The sequence below is a fragment of the Shinella zoogloeoides genome (assembly GCF_020883495.1).
In the GTDB taxonomy this organism is placed as follows: Bacteria; Pseudomonadota; Alphaproteobacteria; order Rhizobiales; family Rhizobiaceae; genus Shinella; species Shinella zoogloeoides.
Genome location: NZ_CP086612.1, coordinates 31,259 through 54,199, shown reverse-complemented (window position 1 = coordinate 54,199; position 22,941 = coordinate 31,259). Strand labels below are relative to the sequence as shown.

The window sequence follows — 22,941 nt, the reverse complement described above, 5'->3', positions numbered from 1 at the left end:
TTCACCAGCGATACTTGAGACTTCCGTACACCGCACGGCCGTTGCCGTAGTTGCAGAAGTTGTTGGAAAGGCAGGTCACATAGGTCTTGTCGAACAGATTGCTGACATTGAGCTGTGCGGTCAGGCCCTTCAGTTCCGGCGTCTTCGCACCGAAATCATAGGTCAGCGCCGCGTCAAAGACCGTGTAGCCGGGCACGTCGAGGCGCGTCGCCCCCGGGGTGAAGGCATTCGGAGAATATCCGCCGACCGTCTTTCCGACATAGCGAACCCCACCACCGATCTTCACGCCCTCCAGGGAGCCGCTGTCAAACGTATAGTCTCCCCAAAGCGATGCGGTCAGATCGGGGATGCCGATGGGAGAATCCCCCACATCGGCGCCCAGACCCTTGACGATCTCGGCATTGGTGTAGGTGAAGGCGCCCGTGAGGTTGATGTTGTCGGTCACGGCGACCCTGGCTTCGAACTCGAGGCCGCGCGAGCGCTGCTCGCCGCTCTGGTAGCGCGTGATCGGGTTGAGAGCGGTCACGACGTCATGCTGGGTTATGTCGAAATAGGCCAGCGTGAACAGGCCGTCGAAGCCCGTCGGCTGATTCTTGACCCCGATTTCGAACTGCTCCGCCGTCGAAGGCTCGAAAGCGGCTCCGTTCGCGTCCGTACCGCTTACCGGCAGGAAGGAGGTGGAGTAGCTCGCATAAGGCGCAACGCCATTGTCGAAATTGTAGATCAGGCCGACCTTGCTGCTGAACGCACCGTCGTCCTGCGTCTGGCGGCTGCCGTTCAGGTAATTGTCCGTTGTCGTCCGGATGGCGTCATAGCGGCCGCCAAGGACCATCGTCCAATTGTCGAGGGTGATCTGGTCCTGCACGTAAAGACCCGATTGACGGATGGACTGCTGCTGGTTGGTGATGCGCGCCAGCACCAGATTGGTCGCCGTTCCATAGACCGGATTGAGGAAGTCGATCGGCGGCGCCCCACCGTAGTCCCTGATCTGGCTCCAGTCCGAATATTGATAGTCGAAGCCGAAAAGCGCCGTGTGCCGGAGGCGGCCTGTATCGAACTCACCCTGCAATTGCAGGTCCGACGTGACGCCGTGGATCGCCTCGTCCTGGCCCAGGGCATAGCGGTTGATGGTATGCCCGTCCGCCGCCATGCCGCTCGTTGCGATATCCTGCGTCACGGTGGTCAGGTCGAGGTAACGCAGGTTATGGCGGACCGTCCAGGTTTCGTTGAAGCGATGCTCGAATTCGTAACCCAGCATCGCCTGCTTCCGCTCGAAGCCATGATATGCCGGATCGCCATCGTTGAACGAGCGCGGAATCTTGCCGGCCGGGCTCGACCAGAGCGTGCCCACCGTGGGAAGGATGCCATAGTAGCCGCCTTCCGGGTCGTCCTGATAGCTGCCCATCACCGTCAGCGTCGTATCTTCATCCGGCGACCAGGTGAACGATGGCGCGATGTAGCGCCGCTCTTCCTCGGTATTGACCACCTGCGTATCGGATTTCCGGGCAAGCCCGACGATGCGATAGAGCATCGTGCCTTCCGTATCGAGCGGGCCGGAAAAATCGACGGCAGCCTGCATGCGGTTGTGGCTGCCGAACAGCACCTCGACTTCGTTCTGCTGCTCGCCGGTGGGCCGCTTGGAGACCGAATTGATCAGGCCGCCGGACATGCTTCCCCCGTAAAGGGTGGAAGAAGGCCCCTTGAGGAACTCGATCCTCTCGACGCCATAGGTCTCGATCTGCGGGAAGGCGTAGCCGCCTCCGCGCAGCAGGCGCAGCCCGTCGACATACTGGACCGGATCGGTCGGGGAGCCGAAACCACGGATATAGGGAATATCGTATCGGGTTGCCGAGCCACGGACCTCGGCGGCAACGCCTGCCGAATAGCGAAGCGACTGAGCGAGACTTTGCGCGCCCTGCGCCTCGGCCTGATCCCGCGTCACGATGCTGATGGATTGCGGCGTCTGGATAAGCGGCGTGTCGGTCTTGGTGCCCGTGGCGCTCCGCTTGGCCACATAGCCATCCACCGGCCCCCAGGCATTCTCGCCCTCGACGGTGATCGTATCGAGGGCCGTCGAACCGCCGACCCCGGCTTCGCCGCCGACCGCAGCCGGCGCGGAAATAGCGACCGTGGTCGCATTCGGGAACGAATAGATGAGGCCAGACCCCGCAAGGATACGGGACAGGGCCTGCTCGCGGCTCGCGGAACCGGAAAAGCCGGGCGAAGTCTTCCCCGCTGCGGCCGAGGCGAGATAGGTCACCTGAAGGCCGGCCTGGCGGCCGAATGTCGTCAGCGCATTGCCGAGCGAGCCGGCGGGGATGGTAAAGCTGGTCTGGGCCTGCGTCTGGGCCGCGGCGGCGCGGTGCGTCGCCGCAAGGCCGATGCCTATGGCGGACGTCATCAGCAGCGCCGCCATCACCCTGCTGCACGTCGCCCCCGTCGATGTGCTGCCGCAACGTCCATACACCATGATCAGCCCACTCCGTCGTTCGAATTCACTGGAGGGACAGGTGCGATATGCGCCCCGATTTCTGTCCCTATTAGGGATACAATCGGGGTCGCGAAATTTTCACTCTTTCACTCAAGTTTTTTCGATCTTTTTTCAGAGCGGCGAAATAACGGTCACGAGGGAGGACAATTGCCGCACGCGCCCGCCCGCCGGATGCACAACGGCCTGAAGGGCGCGCAACGGGTCGTTCAGGTCGAAGACACCGCTGACACGTTGCCGGCCGATATAGGGATCGGCCATGACGACCCGCCCCGGCATCCAGCGGCCGATGCGCGCCACAAGGGCGGAAACCGCCTCCCGCTCCGCAATGATGAGATTGTCGCGCCACGAGGCGATCTGCCCGCTCTCGCGCTTGCCGCGGTCTATTCCACCCGACGACGGATCGAAGGTGATCCACTGTCCCTCGCCGAGCTTTTCACCGCCTGCGAGGGCGGAATCGTTCAACCGGACGTCGACAAGGCCATGATCGACGGAGACCGTCAGGATGCTATCGTCATTCGAAACGTCGAACGCGGTTCCAAGCGCCGTCGCGCTCAGGCTGCCGGAGAGAACCCTGAACGGCCGGCGCGCATCGCTGGCCACCTCGAAGAAAGACATGCCGGCGAGAAGATCGATCGTTCGACTGTCGTCGCGATAATCCAGAGCGATGGCGCTCTCTGGCCCAAGCACCGCCACGCTGCCATCCGGCAGCGCGATATTGCGTTTCTCCCCCTTGGCCGTTCGATAGTCGGCCCGCGCCTGCAGAACGATCTGCGGCCCGGCGACATAGGCGGCAAGCCCGGCGCCAGCAGCGGTGAAGCCGCCGATCATGAGATTGCGCCGCGTGAGGCCGAGGCTCTGCCGCCGCTCCCTGCGGCGCTCCTCCGTGAGGATCCGGCCGGAAGCGCCGTGAACCTTCGATACACGCGCCCAGACCTGCTCATACTGCGCACCGCGTGCCCGCCACGCGCGTATCATCTCGTTCGCCACGGGATTTTCAGGGTCGTTCTGATACCGGATAAGCAGATCGATCGCTTCGTCGAGCAATCGATCCTGATCTGGCGTCACGTCGTTCATTTGTACCCTTCCGAAAGAGAGACGGTCGCCGGGGTCGGCGAATCTCGCCTGCCTCTATTCCATAATACAAACGAGCGGCCGGATTTTTCTCCCGCAGGAAAACAAATCAGAACTCGTCGACGCGGCCAACCAGGTGGCGGTAGGCGTCACGGATCAGGGTCCATGCCCGTGTCGTCGATATCTCGAGTTCCTCGGCAACTTCGGCAATGGTCCGCTCGCCGAGGCGATGCATCTCGAAGGCCCGCCTCGTCCGCTCGGGCAATTCGTTGAGCGCCGCATAGGTCTGGACAAGGCATTGCCGTGAATAGACGGTCTTTTCAGGCGAAGGCGCCGGATCGGCCACATTCAGCGCCTCGTCGTCATCGAGCGAGACCGTCTCGATCAGTGCCTCGCGCCGGCGATGATTGATCCCGAGGTTGCGCGACACCTGGTAGAGATAGGCAGCCGGATTGTGATTTTGCGCATCATTCGCCGGCGGCGCGGCGAGCACCCGCAGGAACGTGTCCTGCGTGATGTCCGCAGCGGTTTCTTCCCCCATACCCTTGCGGGCCAGTGATCTGGCGATCCCTTTGGCGTGACGTCGGAAAAGAACCTGTATATCCCAGGTCATGCTTGGCCTGCCTCCCCTTTCGGAACATCCGGACAGTGCCGGGTCGTCTTTGGCAGGAGAAATGAAAGGCGTTCGCTCAAATTACACACCATTCAGGCTTCGCTTTTGACCGATAGCGCCAATCCTGCTCAGCGTTGCAGCAGGCAGGCGGCGATCAAGTACGGGATTCGTTGCCGGGGGAAATCAAGCATCGCCCACGGGCCATTTCAGGTTCCCAATATTAAAACCTTCTCACAAATGTCAAGTTTTCTCTGCCGCGGCTGCACGCGATCGATCAAGCCTTCCCGACCGCAAGCGCATTGCCGATTCGGCAACATTTCATATCAATTCCTCCTTAATCCGGAAATTTTCAGCACGATCGGCACGCTGCGGCTGAAATATTCTTGACATAATTCCGTTTCGGAAATTTACTCCCCATAGTTGGCCGAAAGGGAAACGCCCATGACGCAGCGCTATGTCGTCGATGACCTGGATCGCGAGATTATCCGTTATCTTTCCGAGGACGGGCGCCTTTCGGCGGCCGAGATCGCCGGCCGGATCGGCAGCGTGTCGGAGCGCACGATCCGCAACCGCATCGCCGCCCTGCTGCAGGCGAAGATGATCGTCATCGGCGCCATCCCCGATCCGGTCGCGCTCGGGCGCGACGTGCAGGTCGAACTTCTCATCGAAGTGGAAGCGGGCAAGCTGGAGGAAGTCGCCATCCAGCTCGCCGAATATGACGAGATCGGCTATCTCGCCGCGACCAGCGGCGCGGCCAATCTCAGCGCCTCGCTCTTCGTCGCCGATCATGCGGCGCTTCTCGACTTCATGGATCATGAACTGGGCAAGCTGCCCGGCGTCAAGCGCGTGACGAGTTCGGTCGTCCTGCGGCTCTACAAGGTATTCGGCACGAGGACGACCGCGATCAGCCGCGGCACGGATCTCGGCGGCAAGAAGAAAGGGTAACCCATGCTGCGCATTGGGGTGGATGTGGGCGGAACCAATACGGATGCGGCGCTGCTGCGCGGCACGGAGGTTCTTGCAACGGTGAAGTCCTCGACGACGGCGGACGTGACCTCGGGCGTCGGCGCGGCGATCCGCACCGTCCTGGCCGAGGCGGGCGTCGACGCCGCCGCCGTCAATGCCGTGATGATCGGCACCACGCATTTCCTCAACGCCGTCGTGGAAGGCCGCCATCTCGAAAAGGTCGGCATCCTGCGGCTCTGCGGCGCGGCGACCCGCTCGCTGCCGCCGATGATCGACTGGCCCGACACGCTGCGCCCCATCGTCGACGGCGGCGCGGCGCTGGTCGGCGGCGGCGTGAACTATGACGGCTCGGAAATCGCACCGCTCGATGCCGACGCCGTCCGCGCGGCCTGCCGCGACTGGCGCGCCAGGGGCATTTCGGCCGTGGCGATCTGCTCGGTCTTCGCCCTTGTCGATCCGCGCATGGAAAACGAGGCGGCCGAAATCGTCGCCGGGGAAATGCCTGACGCCGCGATCAGCCTGTCGCACCGCGTCGGCCGCACCGGCCTCCTGCCGCGCGAGAACGCCACGATCCTCAATGCGAGCCTGCACAGACTCGGTCACGAGACGGTCGGCGCCTTCCGCGCCGCCTTCGCCGCGCTCGGCCTGAATTGCCCGCTCTACCTCACCCAGAACGACGGCACACTGATGGCGGCGGATTTCGCCGAGCGCTATCCGGTCTTCACCATCGCCTCCGGCCCGACCAACTCCATGCGCGGTGCGGCCTTCCTCACCGGGCTCACCGACGCCGCGGTGATCGATATCGGCGGCACCACCACCGATATCGGCATGCTGGTCGCCGGCTTCCCGCGCACCCGCAGCGAGGGCGCGATGATCGGCGGCGTGCCGACCAATTTCCGCGTGCCGGACGTCTATTCCTTCGGCCTTGGCGGCGGCAGCATCGTGCGCTCCGGCCCGCCCGCGACGGTCGGCCCGGATTCCGTCGGCTTCCGCCTGCCGGAAAAGGCGCTGTGCTTCGGCGGCGACACGCTGACGGCGACCGACATCGCCGTGGCGGCGGGCCTCGTCGATCTCGGCGACCGCAGCCGCCTCGCCCACATCACCCCGGATTTCGCCCGGCAGATGCTGGCGCAGATGAAGGCCAGCATCGAAACGGTCCTCGACCGCATGAAGCCGAGCGCGGAGCCGATCCCGGCCATCCTCGTCGGCGGCGGCTCGGTGCTCGTGGAAGGGCTGCTGGAGGGCACCTCGGTCTCGCTGAAACCGGACCATTTCGGCTCCGCCAACGCCATCGGCGCGGCCATCGCGCAGGTCTCCGGCGAGGTCGACAGCGTCGTCTCGCTGGAAGGCACGACGCGGGAACGCGCGATGGAATCCATCGTCGAGGAAGCGCGGGCGCGCGCGGTCGAGGCCGGCGCGGCGCACGAGACGGTGACGCTCGCCGAAATCGAGGAGACGCCGCTGGCCTACCTGCCCGGCAATGCCGTGCGCATCGCGGCGAAAGTCATTGGAGAACTGAGGGCATGAAGTACTGGTCGCTCACCGAAACGGATATCGACCGCATCGCCATCGGCTGCGGCATCCTGGGCACCGGCGGCGGCGGCAGCACCTACCATGCGTCGCTGCGCGCCAAGGCGCTGCTGCGCGAGGGCAAGCGCATCCGCATGGTGCGCCCGGCCGACATGGCCCCTGACGCGCAGATCATCGGCATCGGCGGCATCGGCGCGCCGACCGTCGGCATCGAGAAGATCGCCGAGGGCGCCGAGGGCGTGCGGCTGCTCCATGCGCTCGAACATCATATGGGCCGTAAGATCGATGCGCTGCTCGGCGACGAGGTGGGCGGCGGCAACGGCCTTTCGCCCATGCTGACGGCCGCCATGGTCGACCTGCCTGTGGTGGATGCCGACGGCATGGGCCGCGCCTTCCCGGAAGTGCAGATGACCACCTTCTTCATCCACGGCCAGCCGGTGCAGCCGGCAGCCCTCGCCGATGCCGACGGCAACGTGCTGATCGTCACCGAGGCGACCACGCCGAAAATGCTGGAAAAGCTTCTGCGCGCCAGCACCATCGCCATGGGCTGCACGGCGCTGATGACGACCGCGCCGATGAGCGGCGAGTTCGTGCGCCGCTTCGGCGTGCCGCACACGACCAGCCAGGCCTGGACCCTCGGCGACGCCGTGCTGAACGCCCGCGCCGCCAAGGAGGACCCGGTGGAAGCGATCATGCGGCAATCGGGCGGCGTGCGCCTGATGCGTGGCAAGGTCACGGATATCGCCCGCCGCATTTCGGCCGGCTTCAACCGCGGCACGCTCACCGTCGCCGGGCTCGATGAGGATGCGGGGCGCACGATCGCCATCGAGATCCAGAACGAATACCTGATCGCCCGCGAGGGCGAGGAGATCATCACCATGGTGCCGGACCTGATCTGCATCGTGGATTCGGAGACCGGCCGCGCCATCGGCACGGAGGAGCTGCGCTACGGCCTGCGCATCGACGTGCTCTCCATGCCGGCCCCGGTTCTGCTGCGCAGCGACATCGCGCTCGAATCCGTCGGACCCCGCGCCTTCGGTTATGATTTCGACTTCGTGCCGGTGGGCATATCCGCCGATGCGCCGCCGGTGCCCCATTACAGAGAAGACGCCTAATCGTCCGGACCCCAACCTCCACGGGAGAACGCAATGAATCGCCGCAATTTCCTCAAGACGACAGCCCTCGCCGCCCTTGCCGCCACCAGCACACGCTGGAATTTCGCCATGGCGGAAGGCGCCGGCAGCATCTTCACGCTCGCCTATCCGACCAGCTTCCCGGACCTCGACCCCGCCACCTCGTTCTCCAACGACGGCGCAGTGCTTGCGAACGTCTACGAGGGCCTTGCCCGCTACATTCCGGCCACGGACACGGCGGAAGCGAAGATCGAGCCGCTGCTCGCCACCGGCTGGGAAGTCAGCGCCGATGGCAAGACCTGGACCTTTACCCTGCGCGACGGCGTGACGTTCCACGATGGCAGCCCGCTCACCTCCGAGGCCGTCAAGGGCTCGATCGAGCGCACCAGGAAAATTGGCGGCGGCGCGTCCTTCATCTGGGGGCCGGTGACGTCCATCGAGACGCCCGAGCCGCTGAAGGTCGTCTTCCAGCTTTCCGAGCCGCAGCCGCTCGACCTCATCGCCTCGGCGGGCTTTGCCGCCTGGATCTACGCGCCGTCCGTCCTCGACAAGGATAGCACCTGGTTCAACGCCGGCAATGACGGCGGCACCGGCCCGTTCAGGATCAGCCGCTACGAGCCGGGCCAGCGCGCGGTGCTCGACCGTGTCGACGGCTACTGGGGCAAGGTGCCGGAAAACGGCTTCAAGACCGTGTCCTTCGAGATCACCGAGGATGCGACGCTCGCCCAGAACATGATCGAAAGCGCCCAGGCCGACTGGACCTACAGCCTGCCCTACGAGAACCTCGAGGCGCTGAAGTCCAATCCCGACCTCAACGTCGTCGTCAATCCGTCCTTCGAAACCCTGTTCGGCCTCTACAACGTCAAGCGCGCGCCGCTCGACAAGGCGAAGGTACGCCAGGCCCTGTCGCTCGCCTTCCCCTATGACGACGTGATCGCCGCCGGCACGAGCGGCTTCGGCACGCGCGCCAAGGGCGTCGTGCCCGCCGGCATCTGGGGCCACGACGCCGAGGCGCCCATCCCGAAGACCGACCTCGAGGCCGCCAAGGCGCTGCTTGCGGAGGAAGGCATCGAGCCGGGCCTCGAGCTGACGATGACCTATTCGACGTCCCAGGCGATCGAGGCCGTTGCCGGCGAACTGTGGAAGGCCAATCTGGAAACCCTCGGCATCACGCTGAAGCTGCAGCCGATGGCCTGGGAAGCCCAGTGGCAGCTCGGCAAGTCCGATCCGCAGGCGGCTCAGGACATCTTCGTCATGTTCTGGTGGCCGACCTTCGTCACGCCCTACGACTACCTCTTCAACCTGTTCCACAGCGAGGAGAAGCCGAACTTCAACCTCGGCTACTATTCCAACCCTGCATTCGATGCGAAGATCAACGAGGCAGCGAGGCTCTCGGGCACCAACCGGGCGCGCGCCGAGGCCCTGTTCATCGAGGCGCAACGCATGGTGATCGAAGATGCGGCGGCGGTCTTCATGCTGGACCAGCCGAATGTCCATATCATCCGCTCGGACATCAAGGGCTATACCGACAACCCGGCCTATGGACACGTCGTCTTCATCAACGAACTGAGCCGGTAGGGCGCGCGGGGGGTCTGATGGAACTTCTGCGCTACATCCTGCGCCGCACGGTGCTCTCCGCCTTCGTGGTGGTGGGCGTGACCTTCCTGGTCTTCGTGGTGGCGCAGGTCGTTCCCTCCGATCCCGCCGCGCTCTATGCCGGCCCGCGCCCGACGGCCGAACAGATCGAGAAGGCGCGTCAGGAACTGAACCTCGACGCGCCCCTCCCCGCCCGCTTCGCCACCTTCGCCACGGCCATGGCGTCGGGCGATTTCGGCATCTCCTACAAGTCGCGGCGTCTCATCGCGCAGGACCTTCGGGCCTACCTGCCGGCGACCCTCGAACTTGCGGTCTTCTCCACCGGCCTTGCGCTGCTGATCGGCATTCCGCTCGGCGTCGTCGCGGCCGCCCGGCAGGGCCGATGGCCGGACAGGATCGGCAGTTTCGGCTCCATCGCCGCCGTCGCCATGCCGACCTTCTTCCTCGCCATGATCCTGCAACTCGTCTTCGCGCAGTGGCTCGGCGTGCTGCCGCTCTCCGGGCGGCTGTCGCGGGAAATATCGATCTCCGCGCCGCTGCCGATGGTGACCGGCTTCAACATGATCGACGCGCTGCTCGCCGGCCGTCTCGACGCCTTCGGCGATGCCTTCGCGCACCTGATCCTGCCGGCCCTGACGCTCGCCTCCTATCCCGCAGGCGTCGCCATGCGGCTGACGCGCTCGGCCATGATCGAGATCCTCGAGCGCCGCCATGTCGTGGCCGCCCGTGCGCTCGGCCTTTCCGAGCCACGCATCCTCTTCGGCCATGCCCTGCCGAACGCCATGGGGCCGGCGCTGACGGTGATCGGCCTTTCCTTCGCCTATGCCCTGACCGGCGCGGTGCTGGTGGAGATCATCTTCGCCTGGCCGGGCCTCGGGCGTTATGTCTCCGAAGCGATCCTCGCCAAGGACTTCCCGGTCATCGCCGCCGTCACCATGGTGGTGACGATCTGCTATGTCGTGATGAACCTCCTGATCGACATCGCCCAGGCCCTTGTCGACCCGCGGGTGGCGCTGTCATGAAGAAACTCGTCCAACGCCTCGGCTGGCCCGGCACCATCGCCCTCGCAGTCGTCGTCCTCTTCGTCGCCGCCGCGATCCTCGCACCGTGGATCGCGCCTTATCCGGCGCAGGGCGCCGGCGCGCCGAATGTCGTCGCCAAGCTCCAGCCGCCCTCGGCGGCCTACTGGCTCGGCACGGACCATCTGGGCCGCGACATCCTGAGCCGCATCCTCTACGCCACCCGCGTCTCGCTGACCAATGGCGTGCTGATCGTCGCCTTCTCCCTGCTCATCGGCCTGCCGGTCGGCCTTGCGGCCGGCTATTTCGGCGGCTGGATCGACGAGGCGCTGATGCGCGGCACGGATGTCTTCCTGGCCTTCCCGGCCCTGCTTCTGGCGGTGCTGATGGCGGCGGCCCTCGGGCCGGGCTTCCTCAACAGCATCATCGCCGTCGCCGTGACCTGGTGGCCCTGGTATGCCCGCCTTGCCCGCGCCGAGGTGCTGGTGCTGCGCGGCCAGCCCTATGTCGAGGCTGCGCGGCTTGCCGGCGTCTCGCATCCGCGCATCATCGTCCGCCACATCCTGCCGGCGACCGGCCGCCCGCTGACCGTTCAGGCCGCGCTCGACGTCGGCCCGGCGCTGCTGACGGCCGCCGCCCTCTCCTTCCTCGGCCTCGGCGTTCTGCCGCCGACCGCCGACTGGGGCCAGATGGTCGATGCCGGCCGGAAATTCTTCCCGGCGCGCTGGTGGTATTCGGCCATGCCCGGCATGACCATCTTCCTCGTCGCGCTGGCCTTCAGCGTGCTCGGCGATGCGCTGCGCGACCGCAAGGGAGGTGCCGCCCGTGCCTCTGCTTGATGTTCGCAACCTCTCCGTCAGCATCCCCACGCCGGATGGCGACGTCCATGCCGTGCGCTCGGTGAGCCTTGAAATCGAGCGCGGCGAAATCCATGGCGTGATCGGCGAATCCGGCTGCGGCAAGACCATGACCGGCATGGCGGCGCTCGGCCTCGTGCCGAAGGGCGCGCGGATCGCCGCCGACCGCTTCCACTTCGACGGCGAGGATCTCGGCGAGAATGCGGCCCGCCTGCGCGGCCGGCGCATCGGCCTCATCTCGCAGGACCCCGCCGCCGCGCTCAATCCGGTGCTCTCCATCGCCCGCCAGCTCGACGACGTGATCCGCGCCCATCGCGACATGCCCCGGCAGGCCCGCCGCGCCGAAGCCGCCTCGCTGCTCGCCGCGACCGGCCTTCCCGATCCGGAAAGGGTGCTGAAGAGCTATCCGCACCAGCTTTCGGGCGGCATGCAGCAGCGCGTCGTCATCGCGCAGGCACTGGCCACCGGCGCGGACTTTCTCATCGCCGACGAGCCGACCACCGCGCTCGACGTTTCCGTCGGCGCGCAGGTGCTGGCGCTCCTGCGCAGGCTCGTCACGGAACGCGGCCTCACCGTGCTAATGATCACCCACGACATGGACGTGATCGCGGAGGCCTGCGACCGGGCGACCGTGCTCTATGCCGGGCGCTCCGTCGAGACCGGGCCGGTCGGCGCGGTGCTGCAAAGCCCCGGCCATCCCTATACCCGCGCCCTGCTCTCGGCCCTGCCGGATGCCGCGCCGCACGGCGCGCGCCTTGCCGCCATCGACGGCTCCATTCCGCCGCCACGTTCGGCCATCACCGGCTGCGCCTTCGCGCCGCGCTGTCCGCAAGCCATGGCCGCCTGCTCGGCGGCCGCGCCGCCGGAGCGCGGGCGCGACACCCATTACTGGCTCTGCCATCTGCCGGAGGACACGGCATGACCCCGGTTCCGATGCTCGATGTCGACAGGCTCGTCATCCGCTACCGCGCCGGCCTCTTCGCCGCGCGCCCGAAACCCGTCGTCAACGGCGCGAGCTTCCGCCTCGAAAAGGGCGAGACGCTCGGCATCGTCGGCGAAAGCGGCTCCGGCAAGACGAGCCTGCTGCGCGCCATCCTGCGGCTGCTGCCGGTCGAAAGCGGCGCGATCCGCCTCGACGGACAGGACTGGCTGGCCCTAAAGGGCGACGCCCTTCGAAAGGCGCGCCAGAAGATCGGCGTCGTCTCGCAGAACCCCTTCCTGTCGCTCAGCCCGCGGCTGACCATCGAGGATATCCTCGCCGAGCCCATGCTGGCGGCCGGCCAGCGGCAGGGTCCCGCCATGCGCGAGAAGATCGCGGCCCTCCTCTCCGACTGCGGCCTGCCGGCCGACTTCCTCGCCCGGCGCGCCCGCGAACTCTCCGGCGGACAGGCCCAGCGCGTCGCCATCGCCCGCGCATTGGCGCTGGAACCCGGTCTCCTCATCCTCGACGAGCCGACCTCGGCGCTCGACGTCTCCGTTCAGGCGCAGATCCTCAACCTGCTCTCCGATCTCAAGGCGAGCCGCGGCCTTTCCATGCTCTTCGTCACACACAACCTGAAGGTCGTCGCCCATATCTCCGACACCCTCCTCGTCATGCGCCGCGGCGACGTCATCGAATTCGGCAGGACGGAGGACGTGATCCGCGCGCCCGCCGAGGCCTATACGCGCGAATTGCTCTCATTTGGACGGCACGACGCTTTTTGCTGAACAGATGTGAGGTCCTCGAGGATTTTGGACGCCTCCCACATGACTGGAAACACCGACCAACTACGCTATCTTGTTATTCCAAACAGTAGCCGATGGGCGAGGTTTCCGAATTGCATGATCGGCCTGAAGGCCGCGATGTATGCTTAAACACAGAAAGCTCCCGCCGTATTTTTGCGACGAGAGCTTATTGTTCGGCTGTGGGGGCGTGCAATCATCATTACTTATGACCGCCCTCTCCTCTTCTCCCCATGCCGCTCCAGTCGGCCATTCCCCTAGAGCCTCTCAAGCCCATCCGAATCACTTGCGGCAACGGCGTTCGGCGCTTCCGGGCCGTTCTGGACGCAACCGGCGTCAGTCAGAAGAGCCGCGACTTCCTTGCGTCCTTCATGAACCAGAAGCAGCGCTACGTCTCCGGGTGCCAGTTGCTCGATCACCCGGCGGGCGCCGTCGGACGGGCTGTCGGCAAGGATGATCCGGTCCGCGGGCAGGCCGAGGTCGAGGCATTCCTGACGGATAAGAGCGGGGATCTCGCCGGCCGGCCGGCCGCGTAGATATTTGGGGTTCTCGACCGCGACGACGAAGTCGGGCCGCAGGCGGAACGCACCGCGCGTCAAGGCGCGTATCTCCTCGTCCGAACGGTCGCCCGCATGGCCCAGCAGAACGAACCGCCGGTGCGCGGGAAGCGCGGCCAAAGCACCCGTCACCGCGACGATGGAATGCGGGTTGTGCGCAAAGTCGACGAAAACCCGGGCACCGCGCACGGCGTACTCGTTGGCCCGGCCCGGATTGTCGGTCGGATCGCTGCGGAACGTCGAAAGAACCGTCGAGATCGCGTCGTTCGGGATGTCGAGCGCCAGCGCCGCCAGCACAGCGGCGAGCACGTTCTCGATATTGTAGCGGGCAGCACCTGCGAGGGTGAGCGGCACGTCCGCAATGTCGATCAGCGACGTCTCGGAGCGCCCGTCCGAGAGCATGATGCGCCCCTTGTCAAGCCAGGCGCAGGGGGCGTTGCGCGACCGCGCGGCCCGGATTTCGGCATTGTCGGGATCGAGCGAGAACCATGCTTTCAGCGCATCCGCCGCGCCGGCGGCGTCGACGACAAGGGGATCGTCCGCATTGAGGACCAACAGGCCGCCCGGCGCGAGGGCCCGGTGGACCGCCAGCTTCACCTGGGCCAGTTCCCCGACCGTGATGATCCCGTACTGGCCGAGATGATCGGCCGCGACATTCGTCACGACGGCCGCGCGGGCCCGCGTCACTGGCACGCCCCGGCGCAGGATACCGCCGCGCGCGACCTCCAGCACACCGAGTTCCAGCCGGCGATCCCGCAAGAGAAGCCGCGCGCCGGCCGGGCCGGAATAGTCCCCCCGGTCGAGAATGTCGTCGCCAACCCTGACAAATTCGGTGGAGGAGAGGCCCGAAATCCGCCCGGCAGCCCGGCCCATCGCCGCAATGAGGCGGGTGGTCGTGGTCTTGCCGTTCGTGCCGGTGACCAGGGCGACGGGAATATCGTGCAGTCGCGACCAGTCGGGCGACGCAGGCAGGCTGTCAGTCTGCCATGTCTGCGATCCGGCGCCGTGGCCGAGCGTCAGTGCGTCGTCGTCGAGCAGACGGTCGAGCCCGCTCCGTTCGGCTCTCGCGACAAGATCGGCAAGCGCGGGATTGGCTTCCGCATCGCCGATGCGACGCAGGCCCGCAACCATCTGGTCGGATGGAATCGGATCGAGTTGAAGAAGCTCCGTCGCGGTATAGTACCACGCCGCCTCGACGATGAAGGCGGCCGTGAAGAGCTGATCGACGGCAGCCGGCAGGAAGAGGCTGCCGCCGCCGTCGAAAGGTCGCGTGCGGATCGGCGTTGCGGTCCAGCCAAGGGCGTCGAGCAGAAGGCGCGCATGGCGGCGCCAGGCGTCGAGCAGGACGCCGGCATCGAACCCCGTCGCAAGACCGTCGCCGACGGCGCCCGGCTCCGGCCCGTAGAGGTTCGGCCCAAGCAGCCTGCGGCAGCCATCCAGAACCAGCGCCGGATGGTCCGGCACCGGAATTTCCAGAAGATCCTGCAATGCGTCGGAATGCATCATCCTGAGCCCCGCTCAATCCGCCCCTTCGGGTTCGGCCCGAGCGAGACGCACGCCCCGTTCGTCACGGATCAGGAGATCCGACGCCGATACCAGTTCCTCGAACTCGGCGGCCGGCCGCTCCACGCGGGACGGCTTTGCCGTGACGATGGCCTCCCGCTCGGCCTTCTTGAAGTAGATGATCTGCTTCCAGGACCGCGCCAGTTCATCGGCGAAGATGATGAGAAGATCGTCGGGCTGCGCCGTGTTCAGCCCCAGATCGACGGCCTCCGCCTCGCTCGCCACGAGCGTGATCCGGCCAGCCTCCACCCCGGCCGTAATCAGGCCGTCGCGAAGCATCTGCGGAACCTCCATCTCTCCGCGCCCCCGGCGATTGTCGTCGGGCTTGACGAAGTAGTGGTCGAAATGCCCCGCCAGCACCTTGGCGGCCTCGCGGATGTCCTCGTCGCGGCGATCGCCCGGCATGGCGCAGACCACGAGCCTGCGGCCCTTCACGTCCAGCCGGTCGGCCAGGCCCGACATGGCGGCGATGGCAGCCGGGTTATGGCCGTAGTCGAGGATGACCTTGAAGGGGTGTTCGTCGAACACATTGGTCCGTCCCGGCACCTGGAAGAACGAGGTGTCGAAGGTTCTCAGCCCGTGGCGGATATTGTCGAGGTCGAGTTTGAACGCATAGGCCATCGCGCAGGCGAACATCGCGTTCTGCACGTTGTAGAGCGCCTTGCCCTCCAGCGTCGCCGGGATCAGGTGCGACCACAGGACCGGCAGGTGCAGGCCGTTGGCGTAGATCGTGATCATATCGCCGTTCATGGCCTTTTCCAGCACCACGGCGCGGCCCCCGGCCTGGATATGCTCCCTCACAAGGGGATGGTCGGAATTCGTCGTCACGTAGCAGATATGCTCGGCCTTGCAGAAATCGGCCATGCGCAGGCAGTGGATGTCGTCGGCGTTGAGCACGACCGTATCCGTCGCAGCCTCGACGACGACGCGCTTGATCACGGCAAGTTCCTCGACCGTGTTTATCCCGCCCATCCCCAGATGGTCGGCCGCCACGTTGAGGCAGGCCGAGACGTCGCAGCGCTGATAGCCAAGGCCGGCGCGAACGAGGCCGCCCCGCGCGGTTTCCATCACGGCGAAATCGACCGATGGGTCGCGCAGCACCATCTGCGCCGAGGCCGGCCCGGTCATATCGCCCTTCACGGTCAGCTTGCCGTCGACATAGACCCCGTCGGTCGAGGTCATGCCGACGATCTTGCCGGACGACTTCATGATATGGGCGAGCATGCGCGAGGTCGTCGTCTTGCCGTTCGTTCCGGTGATGGCGCCGATCGGAATCCGCGCCTCGCGGCCCTTCGGGAACAGCATGTCGAGAACCTTGCCCGCCACGTCGCGCGGCTTGCCTTCCGAGGGGGCGACATGCATCCGGAAACCCGGCGCGGCGTTCACCTCGACGATGGCACCGCCGATATCCTTGTAGCTCTTGGTGATGTCGGGCGTGAGGAAGTCGACCCCGCCCACATCGAGGCCCACCGCCTTGATCGTGCGTTCGGCCATGTCCTTGTTGTCCGGGTGGCAGACATCGGTCACGTCGATCGCCGTGCCGCCGGTCGACAGGTTCGCGGTCGAGCGCAGGTAGAAGGTCTCGCCCTCCGGCAGGACCGTTTCGGCGGTATGGCCGGCATCCGCCATCAGCCGTTCGGCCTGATTGTCGAGCTCCAGATTCGTCAGCACCTTCTCATGCCCGATGCCCCGGCGCGGATCGGAATTGACGATCTCGATCAGTTCGGCGATCGTATGCCTGCCGTCGCCGACGACATGGCCGGGAACACGCTTGGCCGCCGCGACCAGTTCGCCATTCACCACCAGCATGCGGTGATCCATGCCGGTGACGAAGCTCTCGACGAGAATGCCGCGGCTCTTGGAGTGCGCCTTGGCCTCGTGGAAGGCGGTCTCCACCTGTGCGTCCTCGGTCAGGTTGATCGAAACCCCGCGCCCGTGATTGCCATCGAGCGGCTTGACGACGACCGGATAACCGATGCGGCCTGCCTCCCGGACGGCCTGGGCCGGCGAATAGGCCAGACGCTGCTGGGGCACCGGCAGGCCGAGGTCGCTCAGCATGTTGTGGGTGTCTTCCTTGTCGCAGGAAATCTCCACCGCGATATGCTTGGTCTCGCTGGTGATCGTCGCCTGAATGCGTTGCTGGAACTTGCCGTGACCGAACTGCACCAGCGAGTTGTTGTTGAGCCGGATCCACGGAATGTCGCGATCCTCCGCGGCCTTGACCAGCGAACCGGTCGAGGGGCCGAATTCCTTGCGCTGCGCCATCAGGACGAAGCTCTTCAACTCGTCGGGAAAATCGAATTCGGGGTCGAACTCGTATTCGACCTGCGACTTGAGGTGGTCGGGCAGGAGATGCATTAGCAGCCGGATCGCCAGTTGCCCGGCCTCGAGCCCGACATCGCGCTGATGGTATTGATAGACGAGGTTGTACTGGCCCGGCACCCCGGTTGACCGGGTGCGGCCAAAGGTGACCTCGGACCCGGCGACGCCCTGTATCTCCAGCGCGACATGTTCGGCGACATGGCCGAGCCATGTGCCCTCGCCCTCTCTCAGACGGCGAATGAAACCGCCCGGCTCGCGGTAGGAGCAGCCATGCTCATGCAGCCCCGGAAGGGCCTCGACAAGCGCATTGATCCAATCCTCCCCGATCCTCGCCGATGGCCACTCTTCCAGAACTCCCAGGTCAATGACGTAGCGGATGACGGGAAATCCCGCCCATACGTTTGGACCGACAAACACGTTTTTCGAAACGATCTTCATTGCGGAGTTCCTCCCTCATAGCGCGGTCAGTTCGTCGTGACCTTTTCGTTTGGCAGCGTGCAGAACGCCGCGTGTTCATCCGGTGGATAGGCGTGCCGCCCCACGAGATCGTAGCGACAACCCTCCCCCATCACATCGATCTTCAGCCCGAGCAGGGTCAGTGCCTCGCCGCGCGAGGCCTCCCACATCGAGGAGTGCGTCAGGCCCGAGGCGTCGACCACGGTCACCGTGCCCGATCCGACGACCTCGAAGACGCCGTCGGGACCGATAAAGGCGGCCGTATCCTCGTCGATGCCGAGACCGATCAGGAACGGATTGTAGGAGGACGCCGTCAAAAGCCGGCCCAGCCGGTTCCGCTCGGTGAAATGCTGGTCGATGATCACCGCATTGGTCAGACCGATGCCCGGCGCCAGGCTTACCCTCCCCTCGGCGGGCGAGGAATTGCTGTCACCGCCCGCGATCATGTGTTCGGACATGATCGACGCGCCCGCCGACGTGCCCGCGACCGCGACGCCGGCGGCGTTGCGGCGGCGGATCTTCTGGGCGATGCCGGTACCGCCGAGGATCGTCGACAGGCGCAGTTGGTTGCCGCCGGTCAGGAAGATTCCGGTCGCCCGGTCGAGCATGTCGAGATAACGGGGGTTGTCGCAATCGGCACGGCGGCTGATCGGCAGGAAATCCACCTCCGCAGCACCGAGATCGCGGAAGATCCGGTTGTAGTCCCGGCCGGTCGTCTCCAGCTCCGACGCCGTCGGAATCACGACGATATCGGCATCCCCGCCACCCGACAGTTCCACGAAGCGGCGGTGGATATGCTGTTCCTTGACGCGGTCCTCTCCACCTCCGATCGGAATAATGAAACCACGGGCAAGGTCTTGGTTCAAACGAGCTGGGCACATGCCGTGTCATATTCCTGGAAATGCCGGTAAGGCTGGTTGCGTTTCCCCCCCGATGCGGTCAGCCAATAGACCAGCCCCCCCAAATTCAGGCCAGTCTGTAGAACAAATTCAAAGACTGCAAGCACATGTTCGCTCTGCCCCGCCATGCGGGTGGATATTCTTCGTTTCTTTTCGGTATCGGTCGAGCGAAATGCCTGAGCGGAGCCTGCGCGTGGCCGATGCAAGTCGATACGCCGACCATGAACCTGCTCAACGCAGTCGCCCGGCCCGAAAGGGATTTGCTGATCGAGCGGACGCAATCTGGCCTCAAGCGCGCCAAGTCGGACGGGCGCAAAATAACATGATTGCAAAATTCATGTTTTTATGGCTACACACGGCAAGAGCGGCAATCGGGGGTCGGAACAAGGTCTGTTCAAAATCCTGCGCTAAGGTCGAACGGACCGTGAACCCTCGTCGCGAACCCGCATAATGGTCTGCCGGCTGGTCGCGAATTTCCTTGCTATCGCCGAAACGCTCATGCCCTTCGCGAGATCGTTGCGGACACCCTGCTTCTGTTCATCGCTGAGCGTGAAGGGTCGGCCGAGGGTCTTGCCTTCCGACTTGGCGCGCTTGAGACCGGATTGCGTCCGCTCGATCAGCAAATCCCGCTCGAATTGGGCGACGGCATTGAGCACATTCATGGTTATGGTGCCGGCCGAGCCGGTGAGGTCGGCGCCGCCGAGCGCGAGGCAATAGACGCGCACGCCCAATTCGGCCAGTGTTCTGACGGTGGTGCTGACGTCGATCGCATCGCGGCCGAGGCGGTCGAGTTTTGTCACGATCAGAATATCGCCGGATTCCAGCTTGTCCATGAGCTGGGAAAAGCCGCGGCGTTGCGCGATGGCGGTGCTGCCGGAAACCGTCTCGGTGACGATCCGGCGCGGTTCGACCTGGAAGCCGGCGGCTTCGATTTCCTGAATCTGGTTCTCGGTCGTCTGGCCGGTCGTGGAGACGCGGACATAGGCGAAGGTGCGTGGCATGAGGGCAATTTTGTCCGAATAGGCTGTCCAAAATATCGCCTCTGTTCATAAATGTGTCAAGATAATTTGTGGACAGGGTGTTTTGCCCCTGTACGCAATCGTCCGTTTCCGGACAGAGGTTTGGCCACCAGCGCATATTGTAAGGAGTAAGAACGGTGGCCTGGCGGACGCTTCTCAAGCCTCATGATCGACAAGAGCTTTTCGGTATTCCAACTGACGAAGACAGTCTGATCCGTCATTATTCCCTGTCCCCGGCAGATCGACTCGAAATCGAGGTTCGCCGTCGCGAGCATAACCGGCTGGGATTTGCGCTGCAGCTCTGCCTGATGCGTTATCCCGGCCGTGCGCTTACTGCCAACGAAGCCCTTCCCATGCCGATGCTCAACCATGTTGCTGAGCAAGTCGGAGCCGACCCGGCGTCATTCGAATTGTATGCTCGCCGCGAAGAAACACGCATGAACCACGTCGCGCGCCTGTTGGGCTATCTCGAAATGAGAAGCCCGACAGGCGAGGATCGACGCGCGGCGCTCCTGGCAGCTATCGAAACAGCTTCAACGGCCGACAAGGGAGCGGTGATCGCAAACGCAATCATCACCATGTATCGGGAGCGCCGGGTTCTGCTGCCGGTGGTGACCATGATCGAGCGCATGGGGTTGGCAGCGCGCGCAATCGCCCGCCGCCGTGCCGAGGCCGCGCTGATCTCGGATCTCGATCCGGACAAGCTCGAAGCCCTCGATGCCCTGCTGGACGTTGATCCTGCAATAGGTCAGACGCGCTTTCACTGGCTGCGTTCCGCGCCCGATGCACCGGGAGCGGGGAATTTGGTCGGTTTGACGGAGCGTATCATGTTCCTGCGTTCGCTCGGGATCGATCCACGCTTACAGGCCCGCATCCCCTCCGGACGATGGGACCAGATGGTCCGGGAAGGTGATGCAGCACCGGCCTGGCTCGCCGGCGAATTTGGCGCCAGCCGCCGGCGTGCGACGATCGTGGTGCAGATTATCAAGCTCGGCCAGAAGCTCACCGACGATGCAATGACCATGTTCATCAAGCTGATGGGCCGGCTGTTCTCCCAGGCGAACAACCGGAGAAAGCAGCGTCACATGAACGCCCGCATGGAAACGTCCAAGGCGCTGCGACTGTTCCTCGACACGATCGTTGCCTTGCAGGCCGCCAATGATGCCGATGAAGATGCGATCGAGACGGTAAACCGGCAAGTCGGCTGGCATCGGCTGCTGCAGATCAAGCCCGGTCTCGAGGCGATGGTGGAGAGCGCCAACGCTTCGCCGCTGGTGCTGGCGGTCGAGCAACATGGAAACATCCGCAAGTTTGCCGGCGCTTTCCTTCAGGCATTCACGTTCCGCTCGCGCCGTCGGCACGATCCGCTGCTTGCGGCGGTCGCGACCCTGAAAATGCTTTATGTGGAGGGACGCCGTGTTCTGCCGGATCATGTGCCGGTCGGCCATCTGGGTGCGAACGAAAGGAAACTGGTCTTCGAGGATGGCAAGCCGGATCGGCGGCTTTATGAAATCGCCACCTTCGCTCATTTACGGGACCGGCTGCATTCGCGCGATGTGTGGGTCGAGGGCAGCCGGTCATTCCGGCCGATAGACGAAGATCTCATGCCGAAGCCAACCTTTGTCGCCCTGAAGGAGCGAGATCAGCTTGGCCTCGGTGTCCAGACCGACTGCGCTGCCTGGCTCGCGGACGTCCGGGAGATGATGGACGTCAACCTCAAACGGCTGGCCTGGCGCGCCCGTTTCGGCAAGCTCGATGGCGTCAGGATGGAAAACGGCACGCTGATCGTGACGCCGCATACCAGCGATATTCCCGCCGCGGCGGAAGCCATCAATGCCGAAATCACGGAGATGTATCCTCTGGTCGAGGTGCCCGATCTCCTGCGGGAAGTGCATGAGTGGACCGGGTTTGCCGACCAGTTCACCCATGTCCGGACGGGAGATGCGCCGCAAAACATCGCCGCCATGCTGGCCGGCGTGCTTGCCGATGGCACGAATCTCGGCCCGAAACGCATGGCCGGGGCGTCGAAGGGGATCAGCGCCCACCAGATCGGCTGGATGCGCAGCTTCCATGCCCGCTCCGAAACCTATCGGGCCGCGCAGGCCTGCGTCACTGATGCCCATACCCGCCATCCGCATGCGCAAATCTGGGGCGACGGAACGACAGCCTCATCCGATGGGCAATTCTTCCGCGCCAGTGACCGGGCCGCAGGGCGCAGCGACATCAACCTGCATTATGGCAGCGAGCCGGGCTCGAAGTTCTACAGCGGGCTTTCCGACCAATACGGCTATTACAGCATCCTGCCGATCAGCCCGACCGAAAGCGAGGCCGTCTATGTGCTCGACGGCCTGTTCGACCACGACACGGTTCTGGAGATCGAAGAGCTGTTCACCGATACCGGCGGCGCCAGCGATCATGTTTTTGCGCTGTTCTGCCTGATCGGCAAGCGCTTCGCGCCGCGCCTTCGCAATATCAAGGACCGGAAACTGCACACCTTCGAGAAGGCCGATATCTATCCGGCGCTGGCAAATCATATCGGCGTGCCGATCAACACCGCCCTCATCATGGACCATTGGGACGAACTCCTGCGCCTTGCCGCGTCGATCACGACGCGCACCGTCGCGCCGTCGGCGATCCTCAAGAAGTTCTCCGCATCGTCGAAGTCCAGCGATCTGGCCAAAGCATTGCGCGAACTCGGCCGCATCGAGCGCACCCTGTTCATGATCGAGTGGTATTCCAGCCCGGCACTGCGTCGGCGTTGCCAGGCCGGGCTCAACAAGGGCGAGGCCGCTCACAAGCTCAAACGCGCCGTCTTTTTCCATGAGCGCGGCGAGATCCGTGATCGCTCCTTTGACAGCCAGGCCTTCCGAGCTTCCGGTCTCAACCTGGTGGTCAGCGCCATCGTCCATTGGAACACCGTCTATCTCAGCCGGGCAACGGCTCATCTGCGCCAGCAAGGCCGAAATATCCCCGACGAGTTGCTGAAACACGTCTCGCCCCTCAGTTGGGAGCACATAAATCTCACCGGCATCTATTCCTGGGACACCGAGCAGCAGATGTCCGAAGGCTTCAGGCCCTTGCGGCTTGCCAGAAAAATCCTCCGCGCCGCGTGATGTTCAGGGTTCGT

Annotated in this window: 18 protein-coding genes; 10 read left to right on the top strand and 8 right to left on the bottom strand. The window is 64.8% G+C overall.

Annotated elements, in window-relative coordinates; translation table 11 throughout:
- Nucleotide 1: 1 nt before the first annotated feature.
- The 3 genes from K8M09_RS21495 to K8M09_RS21485 all read right to left on the bottom strand — a co-directional run bounded on the left by K8M09_RS21495 (nt 2) and on the right by K8M09_RS21485 (nt 4,175).
- Nucleotides 2–2,401 carry a TonB-dependent siderophore receptor gene (locus K8M09_RS21495; protein ID WP_229342536.1) on the bottom strand — a complete coding sequence of 800 codons (2,400 nt, stop codon included), beginning with the start codon at nt 2,399–2,401 and terminating at the stop codon, nt 2–4.
- Nucleotides 2,402–2,602: 201 nt separating this feature from the next.
- The gene (locus K8M09_RS21490) at nt 2,603–3,565 is read right to left on the bottom strand and encodes a FecR family protein (RefSeq protein ID WP_160788050.1); all 963 of its coding nucleotides are present in this window, start codon (nt 3,563–3,565) and stop codon (nt 2,603–2,605) included.
- A gap of 106 nt (nt 3,566–3,671) precedes the next feature.
- Entirely contained in the window at nt 3,672–4,175 is a 504-nt protein-coding gene (locus K8M09_RS21485) for a sigma-70 family RNA polymerase sigma factor (protein ID WP_160788051.1), read from the bottom strand.
- Nucleotides 4,176–4,280: 105 nt separating this feature from the next.
- On the opposite strand from K8M09_RS21485, the gene K8M09_RS21480 reads away from it, so the two are divergent.
- Genes K8M09_RS21480 through K8M09_RS21440 form a run of 9 tightly spaced genes read left to right on the top strand, consistent with a single transcriptional unit; the run spans nt 4,281 to nt 12,983 of the window.
- On the top strand, nt 4,281–4,562 hold the full coding sequence (locus tag K8M09_RS21480; RefSeq protein ID WP_160788052.1) for a hypothetical protein: 282 nt from the start codon (nt 4,281–4,283) through the stop codon (nt 4,560–4,562).
- 54 nt (nt 4,563–4,616) lie between these two features.
- Nucleotides 4,617–5,120 (top strand): Lrp/AsnC family transcriptional regulator, encoded by a 504-nt coding sequence (locus K8M09_RS21475; protein WP_160788053.1) that lies wholly within the window; start codon nt 4,617–4,619, stop codon nt 5,118–5,120.
- A gap of 6 nt (nt 5,121–5,126) precedes the next feature.
- Nucleotides 5,127–6,668, top strand: coding sequence for a hydantoinase/oxoprolinase N-terminal domain-containing protein (locus K8M09_RS21470; protein ID WP_160788066.1), 1,542 nt, complete (start codon nt 5,127–5,129; stop codon nt 6,666–6,668).
- Nucleotides 6,665–7,786: a DUF917 domain-containing protein gene (locus tag K8M09_RS21465; protein ID WP_160788054.1), complete on the top strand. Its 1,122-nt coding sequence runs from the start codon at nt 6,665–6,667 to the stop codon at nt 7,784–7,786. The genes K8M09_RS21470 and K8M09_RS21465 overlap by 4 nt, the downstream gene beginning before the upstream one ends.
- A 33-nt stretch (nt 7,787–7,819) precedes the next feature.
- Nucleotides 7,820–9,382 carry an ABC transporter substrate-binding protein gene (locus tag K8M09_RS21460; protein WP_160788055.1) on the top strand — a complete coding sequence of 521 codons (1,563 nt, stop codon included), beginning with the start codon at nt 7,820–7,822 and terminating at the stop codon, nt 9,380–9,382.
- Between the two features lie 17 nt (nt 9,383–9,399).
- Nucleotides 9,400–10,422: an ABC transporter permease gene (locus K8M09_RS21455; protein WP_160788056.1), complete on the top strand. Its 1,023-nt coding sequence runs from the start codon at nt 9,400–9,402 to the stop codon at nt 10,420–10,422.
- Nucleotides 10,419–11,258 (top strand): ABC transporter permease, encoded by an 840-nt coding sequence (locus K8M09_RS21450; protein ID WP_160788057.1) that lies wholly within the window; start codon nt 10,419–10,421, stop codon nt 11,256–11,258. Before K8M09_RS21455 ends, K8M09_RS21450 begins: the two co-directional genes overlap by 4 nt.
- Nucleotides 11,245–12,198: an ABC transporter ATP-binding protein gene (locus K8M09_RS21445; RefSeq protein WP_160788058.1), complete on the top strand. Its 954-nt coding sequence runs from the start codon at nt 11,245–11,247 to the stop codon at nt 12,196–12,198. The genes K8M09_RS21450 and K8M09_RS21445 overlap by 14 nt, the downstream gene beginning before the upstream one ends.
- Nucleotides 12,195–12,983, top strand: coding sequence for an ABC transporter ATP-binding protein (locus tag K8M09_RS21440; RefSeq protein ID WP_160788059.1), 789 nt, complete (start codon nt 12,195–12,197; stop codon nt 12,981–12,983). Before K8M09_RS21445 ends, K8M09_RS21440 begins: the two co-directional genes overlap by 4 nt.
- 272 nt (nt 12,984–13,255) lie before the next feature.
- On the opposite strand, the gene K8M09_RS21435 is transcribed toward K8M09_RS21440, so the two are convergent.
- From K8M09_RS21435 to K8M09_RS21415, 5 genes are all read right to left on the bottom strand, one after another.
- Complete coding sequence (locus K8M09_RS21435) at nt 13,256–15,061, bottom strand: Mur ligase family protein (protein WP_160788060.1); 1,806 nt, start codon at nt 15,059–15,061, stop codon at nt 13,256–13,258.
- Nucleotides 15,062–15,073: 12 nt separating this feature from the next.
- Nucleotides 15,074–17,878, bottom strand: a complete 2,805-nt coding sequence (gene cphA / locus K8M09_RS21430; protein WP_160788061.1) for a cyanophycin synthetase — start codon at nt 17,876–17,878, stop codon at nt 15,074–15,076.
- Nucleotides 17,879–17,904: 26 nt separating this feature from the next.
- Nucleotides 17,905–18,777, bottom strand: coding sequence for a cyanophycinase (locus tag K8M09_RS21425; protein WP_160788062.1), 873 nt, complete (start codon nt 18,775–18,777; stop codon nt 17,905–17,907).
- Complete coding sequence (locus K8M09_RS23795; RefSeq protein WP_206366720.1) at nt 18,759–19,076, bottom strand: hypothetical protein; 318 nt, start codon at nt 19,074–19,076, stop codon at nt 18,759–18,761. Before K8M09_RS23795 ends, K8M09_RS21425 begins: the two co-directional genes overlap by 19 nt.
- A 126-nt stretch (nt 19,077–19,202) precedes the next feature.
- A complete protein-coding gene (locus K8M09_RS21415; RefSeq protein WP_160788063.1) occupies nt 19,203–19,796 on the bottom strand; it encodes a recombinase family protein in 594 nt (197 codons plus the stop codon).
- 155 nt (nt 19,797–19,951) lie between these two features.
- Between K8M09_RS21415 and K8M09_RS21410 the strand changes: the two genes are divergently transcribed.
- Nucleotides 19,952–22,927, top strand: a complete 2,976-nt coding sequence (locus tag K8M09_RS21410; protein ID WP_160788064.1) for a Tn3 family transposase — start codon at nt 19,952–19,954, stop codon at nt 22,925–22,927.
- The last annotated feature ends 14 nt before the right edge of the window (nt 22,928–22,941 follow it).